This is a genomic window from Pedobacter nyackensis (genome assembly GCF_032678475.1).
Classification (GTDB): domain Bacteria; phylum Bacteroidota; class Bacteroidia; order Sphingobacteriales; family Sphingobacteriaceae; genus Pedobacter; species Pedobacter nyackensis_A.
Genome location: NZ_JAVTSF010000002.1, coordinates 705105 through 726864, shown reverse-complemented (window position 1 = coordinate 726864; position 21760 = coordinate 705105). Strand labels below are relative to the sequence as shown.

Below are 21760 nucleotides of genomic sequence, written 5' to 3'. Positions count from 1 at the left end.
AATGAATATCATTATAACAATAACTGTTACAGCTTTAGTGGTGCTTTACGCAGGTTTGTTTAAAGCTAAAAAAGCGTTATTACCTCTTACCTTAGTTGGTTTGTTAGTTTCGCTGGCTTTTGTGGCAACTGGCTGGAATGCCGATCAGACCTATTATGGTATGATGCAAATGGATAACTTTGCACTTGCTTTTACAGGTATAACTGTTTTGGGTACCCTACTTATATTTTTACTTACACAAAACTACTTCGCTGCAAACAGCGAAAATATTGCAGAGTATTTCACTCTGATACTTTTTGCCCTTGCGGGTATTGTCATTATGGTTTCCTATAAAAACATGTCTATGTTGTTTGTAGGGGTTGAGATCATGTCTGTGAGTTTATACATTCTTGCCGGTATACGTAAAAGTAATTTTGCTTCTAATGAGGCTTCTTTAAAGTATTTCCTGATGGGAGCTTTTTCTACAGGGTTTCTGTTGTTCGGAATTGCACTTATTTATGGTGCAGCAGGATCTTTTGATCTCGGTGTGATTAATCAATACCTGGTAACAAACTATAAGTCTGTTTCTCCAATGTTTTACCCAGGTATCATATTGTTGATGATTGGTTTGTGCTTTAAAATTGGTGCTGCGCCTTTCCATTTCTGGACGCCGGATGTATATGAAGGTGCACCAACATTAATCACGACTTTCATGGCGACAATTGTTAAGACTGCGGGTTTTGCTGCTTTCCTACGTTTGTTTGCAGATGCCTTTGCTCCGTTGCATGATTTCTGGATGCCACCATTGATGGTTATTGTATGCTTAACTTTATTAATCGGTAATGTAACAGCATTATTTCAAAAGAACTTTAAGAGAATGCTGGCTTATTCCAGTATTTCACACGCCGGATATCTGATGTTTTCATTGGTTACTTTAACTTCGAATTCATCAAACAATGTACTGGTATATGCAGCTGCTTATACCTTTGCTACAATTATTGCTTTTTCGGTTTTAATTTTAGTGAAGCAGAAAACGGGTAATGATCATTTTGATAGTTTTAACGGCCTTGCGAAACGTAATCCTTTTACGGCTTTGGTTCTGACTGTTGCTATGCTATCTCTTGCAGGTATCCCACTTACAGCGGGTTTCATAGGAAAGTACCTGATGTTTTTAAATGTAATGAAGGAATACCAGATTTACCTGGTTGCTTTTGCTATTTTAAACGCTCTGGTTGGTTTCTATTATTATTTTAGGGTTATTGTGGCTATGTACTTTAAAGAAGGTAAGGAAACGGAGTTACAGATGCCGATTCAGTATCAACTGGTGCTTGTTTTCTCGGTACTGATCACCTTGTTTTTAGGGGTATATCCATCGGTAATTTTAAATTTGATATAGGCAGTTCTATAGATTATTATTTGTAGTTTTACGAATAATTGAAATATGCACGATTTCTGGAACTCATTACAGCACTTCATTGATCCCGAAAAATTACTTAGAGAAGGTGGTTTTTACGTTGTAATGTTCGTGATATTTGCCGAGACAGGTTTATTTTTTGGTTTTTTTCTTCCCGGCGACTATCTGTTATTCCTCGCAGGGATGTTTGTCGCTACGGGGAAACTGGACGTAAATATTTATGTGTTGATTTTGGGACTGTTTATTTCTGCCGTTTCAGGCAATTTTGTAGGCTATTGGTTTGGACGAAAGACGGGGCCTATGTTGTATCATAGGAAGGAGTCATTTTTTTTTAAGCGTCGCTATTTAAAGGCTGCAGAAGAATATTACAATAAACAAGGTGCTTTTGCATTGATGATGGGAAGATTTGTTCCTATCGTTAGAACATTTGCACCGATTTTTGCCGGTGTAGTAAAGTTGGATTTTAAAAGATTCGCATTTTATAACATTGCAGGCGGTATAATATGGATTGCATCCTTAACTTTGCTGGGTTATTTCCTGGGCAAAAAATTTGAAAAAGAGATTAACGATTATTTATTATATATAATTATAGGTTTCATTGTGATTACTACGATTCCGTTAATCCTCACATTTGTGAGAAAGAAGGTAGTTAAAGTTGACAATGATGAATTATCAAATACTGAACAATAAAAATGAGTAAAGACGACCATCACCCGTGGCACAGTGTATCTCCAGGCAACAACTTGCCTGAGATAGTGAATGCGATTATTGAAATTCCGAAAGGATCAAAAGCAAAATACGAAATCGATAAAGATTCAAATCTGATTAAATTAGACCGTGTGCTATTTTCTTCAGTGATGTATCCTGCAAATTATGGATTTATCCCGCAAACTTATTGCGATGATAATGACCCCCTTGATATTTTAGTATTATGTTCTGTGGATGTTTATCCTATGACCATTATTGAAGCTAAAGTGATTGGTGTAATGCATATGGTAGACAATGGCGAGCAGGATGATAAAATCATTGCAGTAGCTAAGAATGATATGTCTGTAAACTATATCAATGATCTTGCTGAATTGCCTCCACATACAATGAAAGAGATTGTAAAGTTCTTCCAGGACTATAAAGCATTAGAAGAGAAGAAAGTTACCATTGAACATTTACTTGGTGTACGTTATGCACACAAAGTAATACAAGAAAGCATAGAGCTTTACGACAAGACGTTTAGAAATAAATCTTAAATGGAAGCATTTAAAATATTTTTTACCTTTTTCCTGGTTGCCCTCAATGGTTTTTTCGTTGCAGCAGAGTTTGCAATTGTAAAAGTCAGGGCCTCGCAGATTGAGATAAAAGCTAAGTCTGGTAGCCGTGTTGCCAATATTGCTAAGCATATCACGCAACATTTGGACGGTTATCTGGCTGCAACTCAGTTGGGGATCACGCTTGCCTCTCTGGGTTTAGGTTGGGTTGGTGAGTCGGTTATACATAATATTGTACATGACCTGCTGATCAATTTCGCGCTTTCTGAGGTATATATCACCTCTATTTCAACTGGTATTGCATTCATGTTCATTACTGTCATGCACATCGTGTTTGGAGAGCTGGCACCGAAATCTGTTGCCATCCAAAGACCTGTTGCAACGACCTTGTTTATTGCCTTGCCACTTCAGGCATTTTACTGGCTGTTCAGACCATTTATTTGGGTGCTGAACGGTTTTGCTAATGTGATTCTGAAGTTGTTTGGAATTTCAAACGTGGGCGGCCATGACTCAGTTCACAGTACTGAGGAGCTTTACTATTTGCTTGATCAGGGAAAAGAAAGTGGTGCACTGGATATAAATGAGCACGAACTGATTAAAAACGTTTTCGATTTTAACGAACGTGTGGTAAAAAATATTATGGTTCCAAGAACTAAAATTTCCGGTGTAGAGCTATCAACACCGAAAATGGAAGTTGTTGAAATGATTATTACGGAAGGATATTCACGCTTGCCAGTATATGATGATATTATTGATAAGATTATCGGTATTGTGCATGCTAAGGATCTCCTTCCGTTATTGGCTGAGAACAAGGATTGGACATTGAGTGACATCATTAGAAAGCCTTATTTTGTGCCGGAAACTAAAAAAATCAATGACCTGCTTAGCGAGCTTCAACAGAAACGCATTCAGATTGCTATTGTAATTGATGAGTTTGGTGGAACTGCCGGGATGGTTACACTGGAGGATATTGTGGAAGAGATTGTTGGGGAGATTCAGGATGAGTATGACGAGGAAAAGCCAACAGTAGAGAAGATTTCTGATACTGAGTTTATCATTAATGCTTATGCAACTGTGTATGATGTAAATGAACATCTGCCTCATGATCTTCCGGAAGATGAAGATTTTGATACCGTAGGTGGATTGGTTTCTCATGCTTTTGGTAAAATCCCTGAAGTTGGTGACAGTGAAGAATGTTATGGTTATTTGTTTACGATTTTGAAGAAAACGGAACAGAATATTGAAACCATAAAACTGGAATTGGTGATCAATAAAAGTGACATGATAGACTTACATTAAACTGGAGCTATGCACGTTTTTTATACCCCGGATATCAGTGGCGATGCGTATATCTTAAATGAGGAGGAGAGTAAGCACTGTATTAAGGTGCTACGTTTGGGCATAGGGGCCCTGGTCTACCTGATAGATGGTGTTGGAGGCCTTTATAAAGCTGAAATTGTAGGTGAACATAAGAAGCAAGTAACACTTAAAGTGATCGAAGCCCGGCATGAGTACCAGAAACGTAACCATCATCTGCATATCGCAATTGCACCTACCAAAAATATAGACAGGCTCGAATGGTTTCTTGAAAAGGCGACTGAAATTGGTATTGAAGAAATCACCCCTGTTATTTGCGATAGATCGGAAAGGAAGATTGTTAAAGAAGACAGGTTGTTTAAAGTGATTACTTCAGCTGTTAAACAGTCTTTACAGGCTTATCATCCGATATTAAACCCACAGGTGACTTTAGCTGCTTTTTTAAAGCAAAAAAACGAAAGCATTAAAATGATTGCACACTGTCTGGACAATGAGCCAAGACAGTTTATTACTAACGTTGCCAAACCTGGGGAACGATATACTATTCTTATTGGCCCTGAAGGTGATTTCACAAGTACTGAAATCGAAATGGCTTTGCAAAACGATTATAAACCTTTAACTTTAGGTAATACACGATTAAGAACAGAAACTGCTGGTTTGGCTGCTTGTTTTGAAGTGAATTATTTAAACAGATGAGGGTTAGACTACTACTTTTTTTAACGGTTGTACTACTGAGCAGTTTTGGTTTGCCTACCTATAAAATGGCTAAGCTGAAATATAATGGCGGAGGTGATTGGTATGCAAACCGTACAGCCTTGCCAAATCTGATTGACTTTTGTAATAAGCAGCTTAAGACTAATTTTTCGGCACAGGAAGCTATTGTAGAGGTAGGGAGTGGTGATATCTTCAATTATCCATTTGTTTATCTTACGGGGCACGGGAATGTGGTTTTTACGACCGCTGAAGCTGGTAATCTTCGAAGGTACTTAATCGGGGGTGGTTTCCTGCATATAGATGATAATTATGGTTTGGATAAGTTTATCCGTACAGAGATGAAAAAGGTTTTTCCTGAATTGTCTTTTGTTGAGTTGCCACACAATCATAGCATCTACAATCAGAAATTTAAATTCCCGAATGGATTGCCGAAAATACACGAGCACGACGGTAAACCTGCGAAGGGTTATGCCTTGATTTGGCAAGGTCGAATGATTTGTTTTTATACATTTGAGTGCGATCTGGGGAATGGCTGGGAGGACCTGGGCACTTATCCCGAAGACACCGAAGAAAAGCGTACAAGTGCGCTTAAAATGGGTGCTAATTTAATTCAATATGCATTAACACAATAACTATGAATGTAAAAGTAAATGATAATTACAGTTTTGAGGTAGAAGCAGAGCAACAGGTATTGAAAGTGGATGGCGAGGAATTAAAAATTGATATCGCAGACCTTTCGGGAGGACATGCACATATCCTGTATCAGAACAGGTCTTATAAAATGGAACTGGTCTCTGAAGACAGGGCAGAAAAAACGAGTGTGATCAAGGTAAATGGCACGCTTTATAAAGTGGCTATTGAAGACCAGTATGACCTTTTGCTAAAACAATTGGGCTTTGACAATACAAGAAGCAATAAGATGCGGGAAATTAAAGCTCCTATGCCGGGTTTGGTCCTCAATGTTATTGTTGAAGAGGGACAGGAAGTTAATAAAGGGGATAATTTGCTGGTGCTGGAAGCGATGAAAATGGAGAACATCATTAAATCACCGAGTACGGGAATTGTTAAAAAGATAAGGGTTAATAAAGGAGATAAGGTTGAAAAGAACGAAATACTGATACAGTTTTCGTAAATACATAATGACGGTACAATAAAAAAGGAGCAATTAATTGCTCCTTTTTTATTGTTATATCTCTTTTAGTTTACCTACCTCTGAAACCTTTTCCAGGTTTATTTTTAAATTGAGGTTTTCCTTGTGATCTGATCTCTGGAGAGCCTTGCATGTCCATTGCGCAACGGAAACCGATATCTGCACTGGATTCATCCTGTTGCAAGAAGCGTCTGCTTGCAGGATTTAGCCATAAGGCCTGGTCGTTCCAGGATCCGCCTTTATACACCCTGGATTTATCATTCACTAATGTAGTCTCACCGTAAAGCTCAGTTTGAGGGTCTCTGAAGCCTCTTTGGTCAGCATATGCGTTTTTAAGGGAATCAGCTGGTTTAGTTGCTGCCGCTTGTTTTTCTGCCCAGGTTTGTTTTTTCGCATAAAGCGCTTCGGTCATTACAGGTCTGTTGTATTTGTCAACTGCAATCTTTCCTGTGGTGGGGTCAGCTATTTTTTTATCCAGGTATAAATTTCCTCTGAATGGATTGAAGGCATCAGCTGCTTCGAATGTACCTGGGCGGTAAACGTCACGAACCCATTCGTTTACGTTTCCTGCCATATTGTAAAGACCAAAATCGTTTGGTGTATATGATCTTACAGCAACAGTAATCCCCCCCTTATCATTCAATGAACCTCCGACACCCATGTAATCTCCTTTAGTTCTTTTAAAGTTGGCAAGAATTAAGCCTCTTGTACCTTTTTTTGCGGAGCTTAAGCCCAGACCACTCCATGGGTAGATCTTGTTGTCATTGATGTTTTCGTATTGAGTATTTCCGATAAGCCCTAATGCCGCATACTCCCATTCTGTTTCAAAAGGTAATCGATAAGCTGACTTTAAAATACCATCTTCGAGTCTGACATTTCTAGTTGCCATATTTTTTCCGGTACCATTTCCAGCATTGGAAGGGTTTAAATCCTTCATTGCTCTTTTACCTTTATCATCTATCTGGTTGTTTAAATAGGTTCCGGTACTAAAAGGCCCTTGAGATCCAGCCGAAGCGGTAGTTGCGCCTGCATTGGCAGTGCCACCATTCTTATCTTTAAAGCTGGTCATGTATCCGCGTTCGCGAAGAAGCAATTCATTAACCCTATCCGTTCTCCATTCGCAATAACGTTCTGCCTGTTCCCAGGTAACACCAACAACAGGATAATCCTGGTAGGCCGGATGTCTTAAGTAGTTTTCTACATAAGGCTCGTTGTATGATAGAGGTCTACGCCAAACTAACGTATCTGGTAATTCATTATAGTAATATTCGTAATCTTTTGGAAAGTTTGTTACTATCCAGTTCAGATATTCGAGCCAGTTGGTATTTGAAACTTCAGTTTCATCTATATAAAAGGAGTTAACTGTAATTTCTCTTTTATGATTATAGTTACCTAACTCTTGTCCAGGGACATTAATTGCACTGCCACCAATTACAAATGCACCACCTTCAATCTCTACCAACCCTGGACCCGGACCTCTTTTGTACCGGTTATTAACTGTAAAACCACCATATTCCTTTTTGTTGTAGGCCATTCCCGTTTTATCTGAGGATCCTGATTTGGATTTACAGGAAACGAAAGAGGCAACGGCCATAATGGAAATGATTGAATACAAGGATGTTTTTTTCATTTATTGTTGTATAAAACTAGCTTTAATTGTTATTCAAGTAGGGCAAAAACGCGTTAATACTTGTAAGAGTTAAAATTACATAAAAAAAGGTTTATCGTCCAAGAACATAATTAATAAAGTTAAAATAAGGTGTCAATCTAAAACCACGAGTTAAGACTTTTATACTTTGAAATTAATAAACACTATGGTAACTTGCATTCAATAATTGTTAAATTATTTACAACTGATGAATTTGGGGTGTTTTGTTAAGACTGCCGTAAGTGTATTTTCCTTTGTTGCAGTTTGCACAGAACTGTTCGGCCAGGTTGTGGTACCTGGGACCCAAACCAATGGAAGTGAAAGTAATAATATCCGGGTAGCAGTGCCATTCTTACTGATTGCTCCTGATGCCCGGCTTGGAAGTATGGGGGAGGCAGGGGTAGCTGTACAGCCAGACGCGAATGCAATGGCTGTAAACCCAGCAAAACTGGCTTTTTTAGATCGGAAATACGGGTTTTCAATTTCCTATAGTCCGTGGTTAAAAAGCCTCGTTCCGGATATTAGCCTGACTTATTTGACTGGTTTTTATAAGACTGATGAAAAGACCACCCTTGGGGCTGCTTTACGTTATTTTAATCTTGGCGAACTTCAGCTGACGGATATTAATCAGCAGGATCTTGGTGTTTACAGTCCTAATGAGATAGCTTTTGATGTGGTTTACTCAAGGCAGATGAGTCAGTCTTTTTCTTTGGGAACATCTTTAAGATATATTTATTCGAATCTGACTTCCGGACAATTTTCATCAGGGCAGCAGACTAAACCGGGGACAGCGATTGCTGTTGATGTCTCGGCTTATTTTAAAAAGCCTGCTATATTTTTAGGAACTGATGCTATTTTATCTGCAGGGCTCAATATTTCAAATATTGGAACAAAAATGAGTTATTCTGAAACGGGAGAAAGTTCTTTTTTGCCTACGAACCTTAAAATCGGGGGAGCTTCTACTTTTCTGATTGATGATTATAATCAATTTACTTTTGCGCTCGATTTCAATAAATTAATGGTTCCGACACAACCTGTTTATGATGCCAATGGAAAAATTATAGCTGGGAAGGATCCAAACAGGTCTGTTCCGTCAGGCATGTTCGGTTCGTTTAGTGATGCCCCGGGAGGGATTAGTGAGGAAATAAAGGAGGTTAGTATTGCTGCCGGAATGGAATATTGGTATAGTCAGCAGTTTGCCTTTAGGGCCGGGTATTTTTATGAAAGTCCGCAAAAAGGAAATAGACGTTACTTTACACTGGGAGCAGGGTTGAAGTATAATGTGTTTAACATTGATATTGCCTATCTGCTTGCAAATGCGCAAAAGAGTCCTTTAGCAAATACGCTTAGATTTACAATGCTCTTTAATTTTGGGGAAGCTAAGAATTGATTTGCTGTATAAATAAGTTAATCAGTTAAAAAGGCAAGGACAAGATAAATAAGGCTAGCTTTGTAAGCTTATCCTCGGATAAATAAAAATACAAACGTATATCGCTTATGAGAACTTTATAAGCATTTAAAAGTAAATATAAACTAATGAAAATTAAAGTAGGTTTTGGATTTGATGTTCACCAGTTAAAAGAAAATCACCCATTTATTATTGGTGGTGTTAATTTGGAGCATCATAGTGGGGCTTTTGGACATTCTGATGCTGATGTGCTTTTACATGCCATCTGTGATGCATTACTCGGTGCTGCCAATTTAAGGGACATAGGTTATCATTTTAAAAATACAGATGACCGCTGGAAAGGTATTAGTAGTCTGATCCTGTTGAAGGAAACGGTTAAACTATTAAAAGAAAAGGGGTATGAGATAGGTAATATTGATGCGATGCTTTGTATTGAAGCTCCGAAAATCAACCCGCACATCCCGGCCATGCAAAAAAATATAGCTGAGGCTGCAGAGATCTCAGTGGATGATATCTCGATAAAAGCAACGACAAATGAACAAATGGGCTTCATCGGAAGAGAAGAAGGTGTTGTTGCTTATGCAGTTTGTCTTATCGAGAAAAGTATCGCTTAATCAAATAGTTCTTTTTGCACCTGCGAGGTTTGCAGTGATCCGGAAAATTACCTTCTCAGAGAAGGCCTTAGGCGCTCTTTGCTCCTTTTTCAGGAGCCTAAGAGATGCCAGACTTCGATGAGAATGGTAATTTTCCTATTCAAGATAGCCGAACTTACCTTGGTTATAATCGCTGATCGCTTGTTGTATTTCCTCTGCAGTATTCATCAAAAATGGACCGTATTGTGCTATCGGCTCATTTATTGGTTTGCCACTCAATACAAGTACAACACTATTTTCGAGTGCTTCTATCTGAATTTCAGTTCCTTCATTTTTGAACTGAACAAATTCATTTGCATTCGCAGTTTCGTTGTCATTGATTTTAATGCTGCCCTCAATGATTACAAAACCTGTATTGAAGTTTTCAGGTAAACTAAAATTAGCTTTTCCACCTTTATTTAACCGCGCATTGTACACGTTGATAGGAGTAAAGGTGCTCGCCGATCCTTTGGTGCCATTGTATTCTCCAGCGATCACTTCAATCGTGCCTGCTTGTTTAGCTAAAATATGTTTGGCTATTTCATCATGTTTTATGCCCTGGTATTTTGGACGAGTCATTTTATCCTTTGCAGGTAAATTCACCCACAATTGTACCATTTGAAATTCGCCCCCTTTTTTACTGAACTCTGATTCGTGATACTCTTTATGTAATATTCCGCCCGCTGCAGTCATCCATTGTACATCACCTGGGTAAATTACCCCACTATTTCCTGCGCTATCGTGATGTGCTACCGCACCGTGATAGGCGATGGTAACCGTTTCAAATCCCCGGTGGGGGTGTACATCAACACCCCGAGGTTCATTTCTGGCAGAAAATGTTATTTTAGCGTTATAATCGAGCAGGAAAAACGGGCTCATTTTTAGTTTATAACCACTGGGGAAAAAATTATGTACCCTGAAGCCGTCCCCTACCATGTGAGGTGCCGGCGCGCTTAATACGGCCGATACCTGCTTAATGTTTGCTTTCACTTTCTCTCCTTTATTGGGTTTATAACCTGGATGCTTATCGTCTTTGATTAGGCTTGTTTTACGAATTGTAATTCACCTAAGATTTTAACTTCCTCACTGACCATTACACCACCAGTTTCTAACGCTGCATTCCATGTTAAACCGAAATCTGTTCTGTTGATTTTTCCGCTAATGGTAAATCCGGCTTTAGTGTTACCCCATGGATCTGTAGCAATGCCGCCAAATTCTACAGCTAGTTTTACCGGTTTTGTTACGCCTTTAATTGTTAAATCTCCTTTTAGTTCGTAGTCGCCACCATCTTTAGTAAAAGATGTAGACTCGAAGGATACTTTAGGGAATTCATCAGCATTAAAGAAGTCGCCACTTTTTAAGTGATTGTCGCGGTCGTTATTTCCTGTGTCGATTGATGCCGTTTCTGCCTCAAATTTCACCTGTGCATTCTGAAAATCATCTGACTCAGAAGTTAATGACGCCGATAACACGTTCATACTACCAGTTACTGTAGTAATCATTAAATGTTTTACTTTGAATTGAAGTTCACTGTGTGTTGGATCTAATGCCCAGTTTGTAGTTGCCATAATATTGTGTTTTATTTTTTTTCTTTTATTTAACAACACAAAGTTATGGGCTTATGTTTAGCGGGACATTGATGTATGATAAGAAAGTGTTAAGTTTTGAAATGCTTATGTGCCAGGTCTTTGCGGACTCTGCTTAAAGACTCAGGTGTAATGCCTAAATAAGAGGCTATCATCCATTGCGGTACTCTTAATGTGAGGTTTGGGTAAAGTTTTATGAAGTTCAGGTAACGTTCTTCGGCAGTTGCACTCAGCAACATATTGATGCGTTTTTGCATGAACCTGATAGAATTGTTAAGTATGGTGTGGTTTAAATCATGCATACATGGGACTATTTTAGCCGATTCATTGATGTAGTCTTTAGGAATGACTACTGCTACAGTAGCTTCTATAGCATCAATAAAAAACTCTGAAGCTTCATTAAACAACATGCCGTTCCGGTCGGACAACCACCATTGTTCAGGTGCGAACTGTATGATATGTGTTTTTCCTTTGCTGTCTATTGAATAACTGCGCAATAAACCGCTAATTACAAAATATCCGTGAGCCGAAACTTCTCCTTTCATCAGGATCATTTCATTTTTTTCGAAATGCTTAACCTTTAGCTTGTCAGAGATAAGACTAAACTGTTCGTCGGTTATGGCTACTTTGTTCTGTAGATAGGCTTTAAACTGCTCCAGCATAAGGTTTATAGATGAAGTCTACTTTTTGTTAGGTTCGATGTTTGAAAAGTCGACCCCACATTTGCAGTTTGAGGCACAGCCTCCACTTTTTGGAGATATAGCGCGGTAAATCATACGGCCGACATAAAATATGGCAGCGGCAAAAAGTAAAATCACTAAAATGCTTTGAATGTCCATATTACAAAAATAACAAGCCTGGGCTCAATAGCAGTCTGTTGAATGTAAATTTACCATTACTCCATTAGGCCAATCGTGCCACCTACCCAGTTGAAATCCTGATTGTATCTTACGCCAATCATCTTACCTCTACTTAATCGGGTTAGATTTATACAAAGCTTTGGCTCTGCATCATCTGCCCATAAATACATAAGTCTGATCTCTACTTTGACTCCTCCATCTGGCGACTGAACTACAGGTTCATAGATTACCTTCTTTTGCAATATCCAATTTTCAGGGTCATTGATATTGCAGATGTCATCTGCTGTAACATCAATAATTACACCCATTCCTGCAAAGGAGAATAACGGTTTAAGTACATAGTTCTCCAGGTTTGCCGGTATATTGTTCAAAGTGTTGAGGAAGTGCGTCTCTGGAACAAACTTACTTTTCAGGAATGGCATGGTGTATTTGCTGATTCTGTAAAACCAATTTGGATGGGTAATCCATTCGATATTTAACTTTTCCCGTGGATCAAAGCTGTCGGCAAAGAGGCTTGTCTGACCCTCAATTTCATCAAATATTAGCCTGTTGTATATCCGTTTTAATTGAATTTTTTTTTCGCCATCTTCATAGAAGAGGTTGTTTCCTTCTTTAATAATATCTGTCAGACTCAGGACCTTAATTCCAAGAAGCTGAGCGGTTATTAAAAAATCAATTGCTGTTTTTTGATGGTGTGCATCGGTATCCATTAAAGCTACTTCATGAGGCTGATGGTTTCCTACAATAACCTGCTTAAACAGGTCAATATATTCCTCTTCAGTTAAGCCCTTAAAATAGGGGGTTAAATTTTCAGGAAGCTCAAAGGTTTTCTGGTAAGTTTTGTTTAGATGAGGTTGAAATGCATATAGTGATGGAAAACCCTGCATTTCGATTAGTTTTGGTATAAGTTTTCCCTGCTCATCTTTGCAAATGCCGAAATCAAAAGTTAGAAAATGAGGGTGTTCATTTTCATCCGGTACACGCCATTTTTCAGGAATCGCATTATTGGTGCGTGTTTTAAAGTTGGGTTGTTTGATGAGTGATATGATTTCTTCGCCAGCTTCAATTAGCTGTTGCTTTAGATCTTCTGGAATAAAAACCGGAGTTTCTGCAAGCCTAAAGGGGACTTTAGTGAAGCCCTTTTCAATGGCGGCTAAAAAATCAGCATATTTTTCTTCAGTAAAAGAATGGTTGAATTTATTGCGATAATGCTCAATCATATGATGCTTCCTGTAAGGTGTTGATGGCTTCGTTTAAAAAATTAGGTAAAACCAGGTGCTGTGTTAGGGCAATCCGCTTCGGATCATCGAGGCTATGTAGCATATCATTATACTTGTCCTGACCGTAGTTTTTAATGATGGCTTTCTTTTTGTCTTTCCATAGCAAGTGTGCTTTCATACGAGCGGGACTTGCTTCTGGATGAAACTGAGTACCGACAATTTCCTTTGTAAACCGCACAGACATTACACATCGTTCTAAATCAACATGTGGTCTGTCTTTTTCAAGGGCGAGAACTTTGATATTTTTAACCGCATAGGGAAGATCGTCAGGATTAGTTACCTGCCAGGCGCGACTATCTACTGTGTAAAGAGGGTTGGGTAAGCCATTAAATATTGTGTCATTTTCACCTTCTTCAGTTAAGAAAACCGGGAAGATGCCAAAGGAGGTTGAGCGCCTTTTAATGACCTTTCCTACTCCGAACTTTCTGCAGGCCATCTGAAAGGAATGACAGATTAAAAAAGCATGCTTTTTTTTGTGTTCATTTTTTAGGTTGAAAGATTCAATGTCTTCCAGCAGGTTGAAAAAGTCATTTTCCCATTTCTGCCCTTCGCCATCGTAAGGGCTGCCTGGGCCGCCACTTGATATGTATATATCGTATGTTAGGTTTGGTACTTCTCCTTTTTGCCTTAAATTAAATAAGTCATAAGTTAGTATGATGTCCATTTCCTCCTGATAGCGTAACAAGACTTCCTGGATTCCACGGATCCCCTGATTGGTAACCCCGTTATTCATATCAATAATGGCTACCTTTATCTTATTTCTATCAGTCATAACAACTACTTGGCCCCGATTAAAGTTTGAGTGGTTATATAGTCGACCACTGCTTCAAAGTTACCAAATTGTTCGTAAACAGTCAATTGCCTGTCTGCTCCAGTACCGTTTTCCAGGATTTTCAATACGTAGTTAATCTCATTACGACAACCTAAATCATCTACTACATCATCTACAAAATCCAATAGTTCTAAGATGAGGTTGCGGCAATTGACCTCCATTTCTTTACCGAAGTCGATCAGGCTGCCATCTATGCCGTAACGTGCAGCCCTCCATTTATTCTCATTGATCAATGCCCTCGAGTAGCTGATAAAATTGAGGTTTTGTAGACGTAATTTGTATAGTTTGGCACATAAAGACTGAAATAATGCTGTAAGCGCCATGGTTTCATCAATCAGCATCGGACAATCGCATATCCTGAATTCTATGGTTTGAAAGAAGGGATGAACCCTAATGTCCCACCAGATTTTTTTTGCGTTATCTATACTATTTGTTTTAATCAGCAGCTTTACATAATTGTCATAGTCTTCGATACTATTAAATATATCTGGAATTCCTGTTCGTGGGAATTTATCAAACACTTTGGTCCGGAATGATCTGTAGCCTGTATTCCGTCCTTCCCAAAATGGAGAATTGGTAGACAAGGCGAAGACATGAGGCAAAAAATACCTTACCTGGTTAGCAATATGTATGGCTAGTTCACGTGATTGAAAACCTACGTGAACGTGTAGGCCAAAGATAAGATTGGAGCGTGCTGCTTCCTGAAGTTCATTTACAATTTCATTGTACCGGGGGTGTTCTGTGATGAGCTGTTTTTCCCAATGGGAGAAAGGGTGTGTGCCTGCCGCTCCAATTCGCAGCCCTTGTTCCCCTGCCAGTTGTGAAACGGTATATCGCAACTGCGAGATTTCTTCACGTGCCTGTTCAGTATTTCTGCAAATACCTGTACCTACTTCTACGACGGCCTGGTGCATTTCTGCTTTTACCTGGTCTTTATGGATCTTTTGTGCCGCTTCAACTATTTTTTGGTCATGTGATGTTAATTCCCTTGTTACAGGGTCTACAATCATGTATTCTTCCTCTATGCCTAGTGTAAAATCGTTCATCATATTTTTCCTTCTAATTGATCAATCTTGTCTAGCGGTTTGGCCTGAAATATTAGCTGCTTCAAGTTAAATAAAACAATTTATTAAACCCGAAGTATTCGGTGTATTTATTCAGGTTTTTTAGATGTTATGTCAAAAAAAATCTATAGCTAAGTGTTTTTTGTTGAGAATATTAACTTTGTGTTTTATTTGTGAGAAAGGGGAATTGCTGAATTATGTATACTGCCATATTGGTCCCGGAAGTTGTAAAAACTGAAAGGGTTCTAAAATCCGTCTACCTGGAAAGAGACGTTGAACTGGAGTTTTTTATTCCTGCAAATTTGTTGGGTAATGAAAGATTGAATTTGTTGCTGATTAATGATGGTCAGGCTGCAACTGAACTTGGGTTGCAGGAAATACTAAATCAGCTTTACCAAGGTTATAAGATTGAGCCTCTTGTTGCTGTTGCAATTAAGGCATCTGTTGATCGACTTCAGGAATATGGTGTTGCTGGTCATCCTGATTTTCTTGGTCGGGGAAATAAGGCGAAAGATTATACTGATTTTATTATTAAAGAGTTATTGCCGTTTGTAAAAGTGGTGGTAGGTTTACCTATAAATGGAAGAAGCGCCGTTGCTGGTTTTTCTTTGGGCGGACTCACTGCTTTTGACATCGCCTGGAACAATGATAATTATTTTGATGCTGTTGGCGTATTCTCGGGCTCTTTCTGGTGGCGGAAAAAAGATTTAAAGGATAATTATACAGATGACGATCGGATTTTACACGCCTGTATTGCTCGTAAGAAGATAAAACCGGAATTGAAATTCTGGTTAATGACTGGTACTGAGGATGAAACGGCAGACCGGAACAGGAATTTTATTATTGATTCTATAGATGACACAATAGATGTGATTAAGGAATTACTGAAAAAGGGTTACAGACGTCCTGAGGATATTACTTATTATGAAATGGTGGGTGGTAGGCATGATGTCTCAACGTGGGGTAAAGCGATGTTACCTTTTCTGATCTGGGCTTTCGGTCGAAAGGCGCTGTTATAAAAAAGGATTAGTATGATGTTTTTTTGGGGTTGCTCTTAGCTAATCCCTTGATATATCGATAATAAAGCGTATCTTTGCGGCAAAAATCATACGCATTTTATGCAAAAAATTAGAAATATAGCTATCATAGCCCACGTTGACCACGGTAAAACTACACTGGTTGATAAGATCTTACACTCTTGTTCAATCTTCCGTGATAATGAACAATCGGGAGATTTAATACTTGACAACAATGATTTGGAGCGTGAACGAGGAATCACTATCGTTTCAAAGAATGTTTCCGTTCAATATAAGGATGTTAAGATCAACATTATCGATACCCCTGGTCACGCCGATTTTGGTGGTGAGGTTGAGCGTGTATTGAAAATGGCGGATGGAGTTTTGTTATTGTGTGACGCTTTTGAAGGTGCGATGCCTCAAACTCGTTTTGTTACGCAAAAAGCTTTAGCTTTAGGCTTGAAGCCAATCGTGGTTGTAAATAAAGTAGATAAAGAAAACTGCCGTCCTGAAGAGGTTTATGAGCAAATTTTTGAATTGTTCTTTAACTTAGAGGCAACTGAAGATCAGTTAGACTTTCCGGTAATTTATGGTTCATCTAAACAAGGTTGGATGAGTACTGACTGGAAAGTACCTACAACGGATATTTTCGCGCTTTTAGATGCAGTTGTTGCTAATATCCCTGCGGCTCCAACAAATGACGGTACTTTACAAATGCAAATCACTTCTTTAGATTATTCATCTTTTGTTGGTCGTATTGCAATTGGACGTGTACATCGTGGTTCAATTAAAGAAAATCAACCTGTTACGTTAATTAAACGTGATGGTAAAGTTGTGAAATCAAGAGTAAAAGAACTCTATACTTTTGAAGGTTTAGGCAAAATCCGCGTTACTGAAGTGAAATCAGGTGATATTTGTGCTGTTGTTGGTATTGAAGGATTTGAAATTGGTGATACAATTGCTGATTTTGAAGCACCAGAGCAATTGCCGGTTATTAAAATTGATGAGCCTACGATGAACATGTTGTTTACCATTAACAACTCACCATTTTTTGGTAAAGAAGGTAAATTTGTAACTTCACAACGTATCAGAGAACGTTTGTATAAAGAGATGGAGAAAAACTTAGCCCTTAAAGTGGTTGAGACTGAATCTCCAGATTCATATTTAGTATACGGAAGGGGTATTCTCCATTTATCAGTATTGATCGAGACGATGCGTCGCGAAGGTTATGAGATCCAGGTTGGTCAGCCACAGGTTATCGTTAAAGAAATTGACGGTAAAAAATGTGAGCCGGTTGAAACTTTGATCGTTGATGTACCTGGAGATGTTGCTGGTAAGGTTATTGAACTGGTAACTCAGCGTAAAGGCGAGTTGTTGATTATGGAGCCAAAAGGTGACTTACAACACTTAGAATTCGAGATCCCGTCACGTGGTATCATCGGTTTAAGAAATAATGTTTTAACAGCAACAGCTGGGGAAGCTATTATGGCTCACCGTTTTAAAGCTTATGAGCCTTGGAAGGGAACTATTCCTGGTAGGTTAAATGGCGTACTTATATCTATGGATAAAGGTAATACAACTGCTTATTCAATTGATAAATTACAAGATCGTGGTCGTTTCTTTGTTGATCCGGGAGTTGATATTTACGAAGGTCAGATCCTTGGTGAGCACATCCGTGACAATGATTTAGTAATCAATATTGTTAAAGGTAAAGCGTTGACTAATATGCGTGCTTCTGGTACAGATGACAACACACGTATTGCACCTGCTATTAAATTCTCTTTAGAGGAGGCAATGGAGTATATTCAGGCTGATGAATACATTGAAATCACACCTGCAAGTATGCGTTTACGTAAGATCTATTTAACTGAAAACGAGCGTAAAATCAACGCTAAAAAGTTTGTTTAAACTTACATAAGTTTTTTAAAAGACTGTTTCGTTAATCGAAACAGTCTTTTTTTTATAGCAATACTCGATCCATGCTTTGCGTTTCAATCACATCCTACTTTATAGAACTAAATTTTTACATTTGTGAACTATAATAATTGCCGCTAAATGGAACCCATATTTTATAAAATAGCTGATTAATGAAGGAGAAATCAACGGAACATGTTATTTCATATTACAATGAACATGTGAAGAATAAATTAAACGATTACATAAGTGTTAATCCTAGAATTGAAGAAGCTTGGAGAACCCTTGTTAATTACGCCCCTGAAAAACCACTCCGGATTCTTGAAGTTGGGTGCGGGATTGGTAGCGTTTCATATAGACTGAGTAAACATTGGCCTGGTGTTGAGGTTAATGGATTGGATATCAGTACGCACTCTATTCAGATTGCAGAAAAACTATTTGTTGGTTCAAATTTAAAATTTCAGGCTGGTATTTTAAAGGAAGATACATTTGATGGAAAATTTGATCTGATTATTTTTATGGATGTCTATGAGCATATTTCCGTGCTGGATCGACCGGTTGTACATGCTGCGCTCCATAAACTGTTAAACAATAAGGGCAGGATGTTTTTATCTGTACCTACCCCACATAATTTGAAGTGGTGTCTTAAACATAAGCCTGAAACGATGCAACCTGTAGATGAATTTATTTCGTTCGATGTAATCGGTCGATTAGCAGCTGATACTGGGTCGGAAGTTTTGCTTTATCAAGTGAAGGACATTTGGAACCAAGGTGACTATGCGCATGTTGTATTTGAAAAAAATGATGATTTTGAAGCGGCTTTTTTTAGGCCCAAGTCAGTTAGTTTGTCACAACGGTTAAAGCGGATATTTAATAAAGTAATATATAAAGTTGGAAGTACTTCCCGTCGGATTTCGGTACGCAGTAAACTGAAATAATATGGAATATGGTCTTATTAATCAACTTTAATGAATTTACTCCAAAAGCAAGGCTTTTATAATAGTCTAATCCTGTATGCAGGAACAGGACTTGGATTTTTAAATCTAATTATCCTGTTTCAACGTATTTTAACAAAAGAAGAGATCGGGTTTTACACGTTAATGATTGCTGTATCTGGTCTTTATGCTCAAATAGCATCTCTCGGAATTAACGGTGTAATCATAAGGTATTTTCCCATGTTTCGAACGGAAGATAAGACCCATAAGGGATTTGTTACATTGGTCATACTCTGGTCGTTATTAGGTTTTATAGCTTTTACTATACCATTTATATTATTTAAAGGCTTTGTTATGCAGTATTACGAAGATAAAGCCGGTGCGGGATTAATGGTAGAGCATTATTATTATTTGATTCCGATTTCCTTCTTAACCTTGGTGTTTATGGTTTTGGAAAGTCTGGCCAGAACTGTATTCAAAAATGTATTTTCAGCTTTCTTGAAAGAATTTTTACTTAGGTTAATGACAAGTTTAGCTGTATTGCTAATGGCAATGTCAATATTGGATTATGATGGCTTTTTAACTGCATATTTGATTGCAAATGCTTTAATTGTAGCACTCTTATGGTATAATGTTGCTAATGGGGGACATTTTAAAATGAGTCACATTAATCAGGGGATTTTGGGGAGAAAGAATGAGCTTTTGAATTATGGAATTTTTTCTGTAATCAGTGGGGGGTCGTTTGGGCTTGTACAGAGTATGGCAATTTTGATGCTTAGCGTATTGGCAAATCAGTCTCTTGAGCTAGTAGGGATATATGGTACTTTTTTTGGTATTGCTGTCTTTATCAGTCTTCCTGCTAAAGCATTGGGAAGAACTTCTTATCAAATTGTTTCCGAGGCCTGGGTTAAACTTGATTTGAAAAAGATTGATAGAATCTATAAGAAGACTTCTTTGGTACAGTTTATAATTGGAAGTTTGCTTTTAATTGGTATGATCATCAACTATGATCACATTCTCTTCTTGATGCATAAGCCAGAATACAAACAATATTTCTGGGTTTTTGTTATAGTAGGTTTTACTTTTCTAGTTGATATAACGGGTGGTTTAAATGGGCAAATCATAAATTTTTCGAAATATTATCAATACACTACTTTTCTTGTGACCATAGCTGTATTTGTATGTGCTTTTTTAAATTGGGTACTGATTCCTCATTTTGGACTACTAGGGGCTGCAATTTCTTATTTAATCGTTATGTTGAGTTTAAATTTTCTTTATTGGCTTTTTATTAAAATCAAATTTAAGCTTCAGCCTTTCGGATTTAAGTATTTGATTGTGATTTTTATTTCTGCTGTAACATTAATCATAGGGCTTTATATCCCTGTTTTTGACGCAATTTTTGTTGATATTATTGTTCGGTCTGGAGCTGCTACCTTAGTTTTTGTAACTTTGATTTTAGCTTTAAAAGTATCGGAAGATATCAGTGCGTTATTTTATAATATTGTCAACAAAATAAAGCTTAGATAATATATTTTGTCCTATTTTAGTTGTTTTTACAAAGTAAATGGAAAATTATAACCTCTGTATTATTAAGCCTAGTAAATCAGCTTTTTCTGAAACCTTTATCCACGAGCATATTAGTAGGCTAAAGGGAAATAAAAAAGTGTTGTATGGAGGGGATTTTCCTTTATATGATGATGATGGTAATTTTCTGATACGATCTAAAATAGGATTAATAAGTTATTTAATTCAAAAAAGGATTTTTAAAAAAAAGGACATCCCAGTTAGAACGAAGGCCTTGATTCATTATTTGGTTAATGAAAAGATTGATGTCGTTCTGGCTGAATATGGAATGGTTGGAGCGATGGTTGCTGAGGCTTGTAAGTTGGCAAATGTTCCGTTGATTATCCATTTTCATGGTGCGGATGCTCATCATGTCCCCACTGTACAGAAATATAAAGAATGGTATTTGCATGCTTTTAAATATGCAGCCAAGATCATAGGTGTTTCTAATGATATGATTAATAGTCTTCGCAAATTAGGTGTGCCTGAAAACAAATTGGTTTTAAACCCCTATGGAATTAATACTGAGCGTTTTTGTCCGGGCGAAATGGAACTTGGGCAGAACTTTACTTTTCTTTTTGTAGGAAGGTTTGTTGCTAAAAAATTTCCACAGGCTATAGTTAGGGCATTCTCTGCGGTTTCTTCGCATGTACCTAACGCTAAATTGATAATGACTGGAGATGGACCTTTACTGGAAGACACAAAAGCTTTATGTAGGCAGCTGAATTTATCTGATAAGATTACTTTTACAGGAGTTGTTTCTTCAAATGAAATTAGCGCTTTAATGAAGCAGAGTTCTTGTTATGTTCAACATTCGGTCACGACTCCGGAAGGAGATATGGAGGGAACTCCTAATACTATTCTTGAAGCCGCTGCTGTAGGTATGCCAATTGTAAGTACGAAGCATGCTGGTATAAAGGAAGCCGTTTTAGACGGTTGTAGTGGATTTTTGGTGGATGAGTATGATGTTGATGAAATGGCCGCTAAAATGATCGAGGTTGCTGGTTTTAGTAGGCCTGTTTTAGCCGAAATGGGGAATGCCGGAAGGGAGCATATACTGGAAAATTATAATATTTCCTTTCAAATTCATAAGCTGGATTTAATAATTATGAATAGTATTAAATAAAATAAAGGGTAAATCAGTAACAATAGTTAGATTTGGTTGGACAATTTCTTGTCTCCTGTT

The 21760-nt window shown here is 37.9% G+C and carries 22 protein-coding genes; 14 read left to right on the top strand and 8 right to left on the bottom strand.

Annotated elements, in window-relative coordinates; genetic code table 11:
- Window position 1 precedes the first annotated feature (1 nt).
- From R2Q84_RS10580 to R2Q84_RS10550, 7 genes are read left to right on the top strand one after another with little or no spacing between them, the layout of a single operon-like run.
- Window positions 2-1375, top strand: a complete 1374-nt coding sequence (locus R2Q84_RS10580) for an NADH-quinone oxidoreductase subunit N (protein ID WP_316816505.1) — start codon at window positions 2-4, stop codon at window positions 1373-1375.
- Between the two features lie 45 nt (window positions 1376-1420).
- Window positions 1421-2083, top strand: coding sequence for a DedA family protein (locus R2Q84_RS10575; RefSeq protein ID WP_316816504.1), 663 nt, complete (start codon window positions 1421-1423; stop codon window positions 2081-2083).
- Window positions 2084-2085: 2 nt separating this feature from the next.
- Window positions 2086-2637 (top strand): inorganic diphosphatase, encoded by a 552-nt coding sequence (locus R2Q84_RS10570; protein ID WP_316816503.1) that lies wholly within the window; start codon window positions 2086-2088, stop codon window positions 2635-2637.
- A complete protein-coding gene (locus R2Q84_RS10565; RefSeq protein ID WP_316816502.1) occupies window positions 2638-3954 on the top strand; it encodes a hemolysin family protein in 1317 nt (438 codons plus the stop codon).
- Window positions 3955-3963: 9 nt separating this feature from the next.
- Window positions 3964-4668, top strand: a complete 705-nt coding sequence (locus R2Q84_RS10560) for a 16S rRNA (uracil(1498)-N(3))-methyltransferase (protein ID WP_316816501.1) — start codon at window positions 3964-3966, stop codon at window positions 4666-4668.
- On the top strand, window positions 4665-5318 hold the full coding sequence (locus R2Q84_RS10555) for a DUF4159 domain-containing protein (protein WP_316816500.1): 654 nt from the start codon (window positions 4665-4667) through the stop codon (window positions 5316-5318). The genes R2Q84_RS10560 and R2Q84_RS10555 overlap by 4 nt, the downstream gene beginning before the upstream one ends.
- A gap of 2 nt (window positions 5319-5320) precedes the next feature.
- Window positions 5321-5818, top strand: coding sequence for a biotin/lipoyl-containing protein (locus tag R2Q84_RS10550; protein ID WP_316816499.1), 498 nt, complete (start codon window positions 5321-5323; stop codon window positions 5816-5818).
- Window positions 5819-5888: 70 nt separating this feature from the next.
- Here the strand turns inward: R2Q84_RS10550 and R2Q84_RS10545 are convergent, their stop codons facing one another.
- Window positions 5889-7466: an SUMF1/EgtB/PvdO family nonheme iron enzyme gene (locus R2Q84_RS10545; RefSeq protein ID WP_316816498.1), complete on the bottom strand. Its 1578-nt coding sequence runs from the start codon at window positions 7464-7466 to the stop codon at window positions 5889-5891.
- Window positions 7467-7692: 226 nt separating this feature from the next.
- On the opposite strand from R2Q84_RS10545, the gene porV reads away from it, so the two are divergent.
- A complete protein-coding gene (porV, locus tag R2Q84_RS10540) occupies window positions 7693-8874 on the top strand; it encodes a type IX secretion system outer membrane channel protein PorV (protein ID WP_316816497.1) in 1182 nt (393 codons plus the stop codon).
- Between the two features lie 146 nt (window positions 8875-9020).
- On the top strand, window positions 9021-9506 hold the full coding sequence (gene ispF, locus R2Q84_RS10535; RefSeq protein WP_316816496.1) for a 2-C-methyl-D-erythritol 2,4-cyclodiphosphate synthase: 486 nt from the start codon (window positions 9021-9023) through the stop codon (window positions 9504-9506).
- 135 nt (window positions 9507-9641) lie between these two features.
- Here the strand turns inward: ispF and R2Q84_RS10530 are convergent, their stop codons facing one another.
- The 7 genes from R2Q84_RS10530 to R2Q84_RS10500 form a co-directional block, all read right to left on the bottom strand.
- Window positions 9642-10514 carry a pirin family protein gene (locus tag R2Q84_RS10530; protein ID WP_316816495.1) on the bottom strand — a complete coding sequence of 291 codons (873 nt, stop codon included), beginning with the start codon at window positions 10512-10514 and terminating at the stop codon, window positions 9642-9644.
- 47 nt (window positions 10515-10561) lie between these two features.
- Complete coding sequence (locus R2Q84_RS10525) at window positions 10562-11092, bottom strand: YceI family protein (RefSeq protein WP_316816494.1); 531 nt, start codon at window positions 11090-11092, stop codon at window positions 10562-10564.
- An 89-nt stretch (window positions 11093-11181) separates the two neighbouring features.
- Window positions 11182-11772, bottom strand: a complete 591-nt coding sequence (locus tag R2Q84_RS10520; RefSeq protein ID WP_316816493.1) for a Crp/Fnr family transcriptional regulator — start codon at window positions 11770-11772, stop codon at window positions 11182-11184.
- Between the two features lie 18 nt (window positions 11773-11790).
- Window positions 11791-11949, bottom strand: coding sequence for a FeoB-associated Cys-rich membrane protein (locus R2Q84_RS10515; protein WP_316816492.1), 159 nt, complete (start codon window positions 11947-11949; stop codon window positions 11791-11793).
- A 56-nt stretch (window positions 11950-12005) separates the two neighbouring features.
- Window positions 12006-13190, bottom strand: a complete 1185-nt coding sequence (locus R2Q84_RS10510; protein WP_316816491.1) for a hypothetical protein — start codon at window positions 13188-13190, stop codon at window positions 12006-12008.
- Window positions 13183-14022 (bottom strand): glutamine amidotransferase-related protein, encoded by an 840-nt coding sequence (locus R2Q84_RS10505; protein WP_316816490.1) that lies wholly within the window; start codon window positions 14020-14022, stop codon window positions 13183-13185. The genes R2Q84_RS10510 and R2Q84_RS10505 overlap by 8 nt, the downstream gene beginning before the upstream one ends.
- 5 nt (window positions 14023-14027) lie before the next feature.
- Window positions 14028-15131: a carboxylate-amine ligase gene (locus R2Q84_RS10500; protein ID WP_316816489.1), complete on the bottom strand. Its 1104-nt coding sequence runs from the start codon at window positions 15129-15131 to the stop codon at window positions 14028-14030.
- A 212-nt stretch (window positions 15132-15343) separates the two neighbouring features.
- Between R2Q84_RS10500 and R2Q84_RS10495 the strand changes: the two genes are divergently transcribed.
- The 5 genes from R2Q84_RS10495 (at window position 15344) to R2Q84_RS10475 (ending at window position 21700) form a co-directional block, all read left to right on the top strand.
- Window positions 15344-16165: an alpha/beta hydrolase gene (locus tag R2Q84_RS10495; protein WP_316816488.1), complete on the top strand. Its 822-nt coding sequence runs from the start codon at window positions 15344-15346 to the stop codon at window positions 16163-16165.
- A 99-nt stretch (window positions 16166-16264) separates the two neighbouring features.
- Window positions 16265-18070 (top strand): translational GTPase TypA, encoded by a 1806-nt coding sequence (gene typA, locus R2Q84_RS10490; protein ID WP_316816487.1) that lies wholly within the window; start codon window positions 16265-16267, stop codon window positions 18068-18070.
- 179 nt (window positions 18071-18249) lie between these two features.
- Window positions 18250-19014 carry a class I SAM-dependent methyltransferase gene (locus R2Q84_RS10485; protein ID WP_316816486.1) on the top strand — a complete coding sequence of 255 codons (765 nt, stop codon included), beginning with the start codon at window positions 18250-18252 and terminating at the stop codon, window positions 19012-19014.
- 30 nt (window positions 19015-19044) lie between these two features.
- Complete coding sequence (locus tag R2Q84_RS10480; protein ID WP_316816485.1) at window positions 19045-20538, top strand: lipopolysaccharide biosynthesis protein; 1494 nt, start codon at window positions 19045-19047, stop codon at window positions 20536-20538.
- Window positions 20539-20575: 37 nt separating this feature from the next.
- Window positions 20576-21700 carry a glycosyltransferase family 4 protein gene (locus tag R2Q84_RS10475; protein ID WP_316816484.1) on the top strand — a complete coding sequence of 375 codons (1125 nt, stop codon included), beginning with the start codon at window positions 20576-20578 and terminating at the stop codon, window positions 21698-21700.
- The last annotated feature ends 60 nt before the right edge of the window (window positions 21701-21760 follow it).

Excerpts from the sequence above, each read along its gene's own strand:
- R2Q84_RS10565 (WP_316816502.1), top strand. The coding sequence starts at position 2,638 with ATGGAAGCATTTAAAATATTTTTTACCTTTTTCCTGGTTGCCCTCAAT.
- R2Q84_RS10495 (WP_316816488.1), top strand. The coding sequence starts at position 15,344 with ATGTATACTGCCATATTGGTCCCGGAAGTTGTAAAAACTGAAAGGGTT.
- R2Q84_RS10560 (WP_316816501.1), top strand. The coding sequence starts at position 3,964 with ATGCACGTTTTTTATACCCCGGATATCAGTGGCGATGCGTATATCTTA.
- R2Q84_RS10500 (WP_316816489.1), bottom strand. The coding sequence starts at position 15,131 with ATGATGAACGATTTTACACTAGGCATAGAGGAAGAATACATGATTGTA.
- R2Q84_RS10475 (WP_316816484.1), top strand. The coding sequence starts at position 20,576 with ATGGAAAATTATAACCTCTGTATTATTAAGCCTAGTAAATCAGCTTTT.
- R2Q84_RS10555 (WP_316816500.1), top strand. The coding sequence starts at position 4,665 with ATGAGGGTTAGACTACTACTTTTTTTAACGGTTGTACTACTGAGCAGT.
- R2Q84_RS10570 (WP_316816503.1), top strand. The coding sequence starts at position 2,086 with ATGAGTAAAGACGACCATCACCCGTGGCACAGTGTATCTCCAGGCAAC.
- porV (WP_316816497.1), top strand. The coding sequence starts at position 7,693 with ATGAATTTGGGGTGTTTTGTTAAGACTGCCGTAAGTGTATTTTCCTTT.
- R2Q84_RS10580 (WP_316816505.1), top strand. The coding sequence starts at position 2 with ATGAATATCATTATAACAATAACTGTTACAGCTTTAGTGGTGCTTTAC.
- ispF (WP_316816496.1), top strand. The coding sequence starts at position 9,021 with ATGAAAATTAAAGTAGGTTTTGGATTTGATGTTCACCAGTTAAAAGAA.
- R2Q84_RS10485 (WP_316816486.1), top strand. The coding sequence starts at position 18,250 with ATGAAGGAGAAATCAACGGAACATGTTATTTCATATTACAATGAACAT.
- R2Q84_RS10515 (WP_316816492.1), bottom strand. The coding sequence starts at position 11,949 with ATGGACATTCAAAGCATTTTAGTGATTTTACTTTTTGCCGCTGCCATA.
- R2Q84_RS10505 (WP_316816490.1), bottom strand. The coding sequence starts at position 14,022 with ATGACTGATAGAAATAAGATAAAGGTAGCCATTATTGATATGAATAAC.
- R2Q84_RS10545 (WP_316816498.1), bottom strand. The coding sequence starts at position 7,466 with ATGAAAAAAACATCCTTGTATTCAATCATTTCCATTATGGCCGTTGCC.
- typA (WP_316816487.1), top strand. The coding sequence starts at position 16,265 with ATGCAAAAAATTAGAAATATAGCTATCATAGCCCACGTTGACCACGGT.
- R2Q84_RS10575 (WP_316816504.1), top strand. The coding sequence starts at position 1,421 with ATGCACGATTTCTGGAACTCATTACAGCACTTCATTGATCCCGAAAAA.
- R2Q84_RS10550 (WP_316816499.1), top strand. The coding sequence starts at position 5,321 with ATGAATGTAAAAGTAAATGATAATTACAGTTTTGAGGTAGAAGCAGAG.
- R2Q84_RS10510 (WP_316816491.1), bottom strand. The coding sequence starts at position 13,190 with ATGATTGAGCATTATCGCAATAAATTCAACCATTCTTTTACTGAAGAA.
- R2Q84_RS10480 (WP_316816485.1), top strand. The coding sequence starts at position 19,045 with ATGAATTTACTCCAAAAGCAAGGCTTTTATAATAGTCTAATCCTGTAT.
- R2Q84_RS10525 (WP_316816494.1), bottom strand. The coding sequence starts at position 11,092 with ATGGCAACTACAAACTGGGCATTAGATCCAACACACAGTGAACTTCAA.
- R2Q84_RS10520 (WP_316816493.1), bottom strand. The coding sequence starts at position 11,772 with ATGCTGGAGCAGTTTAAAGCCTATCTACAGAACAAAGTAGCCATAACC.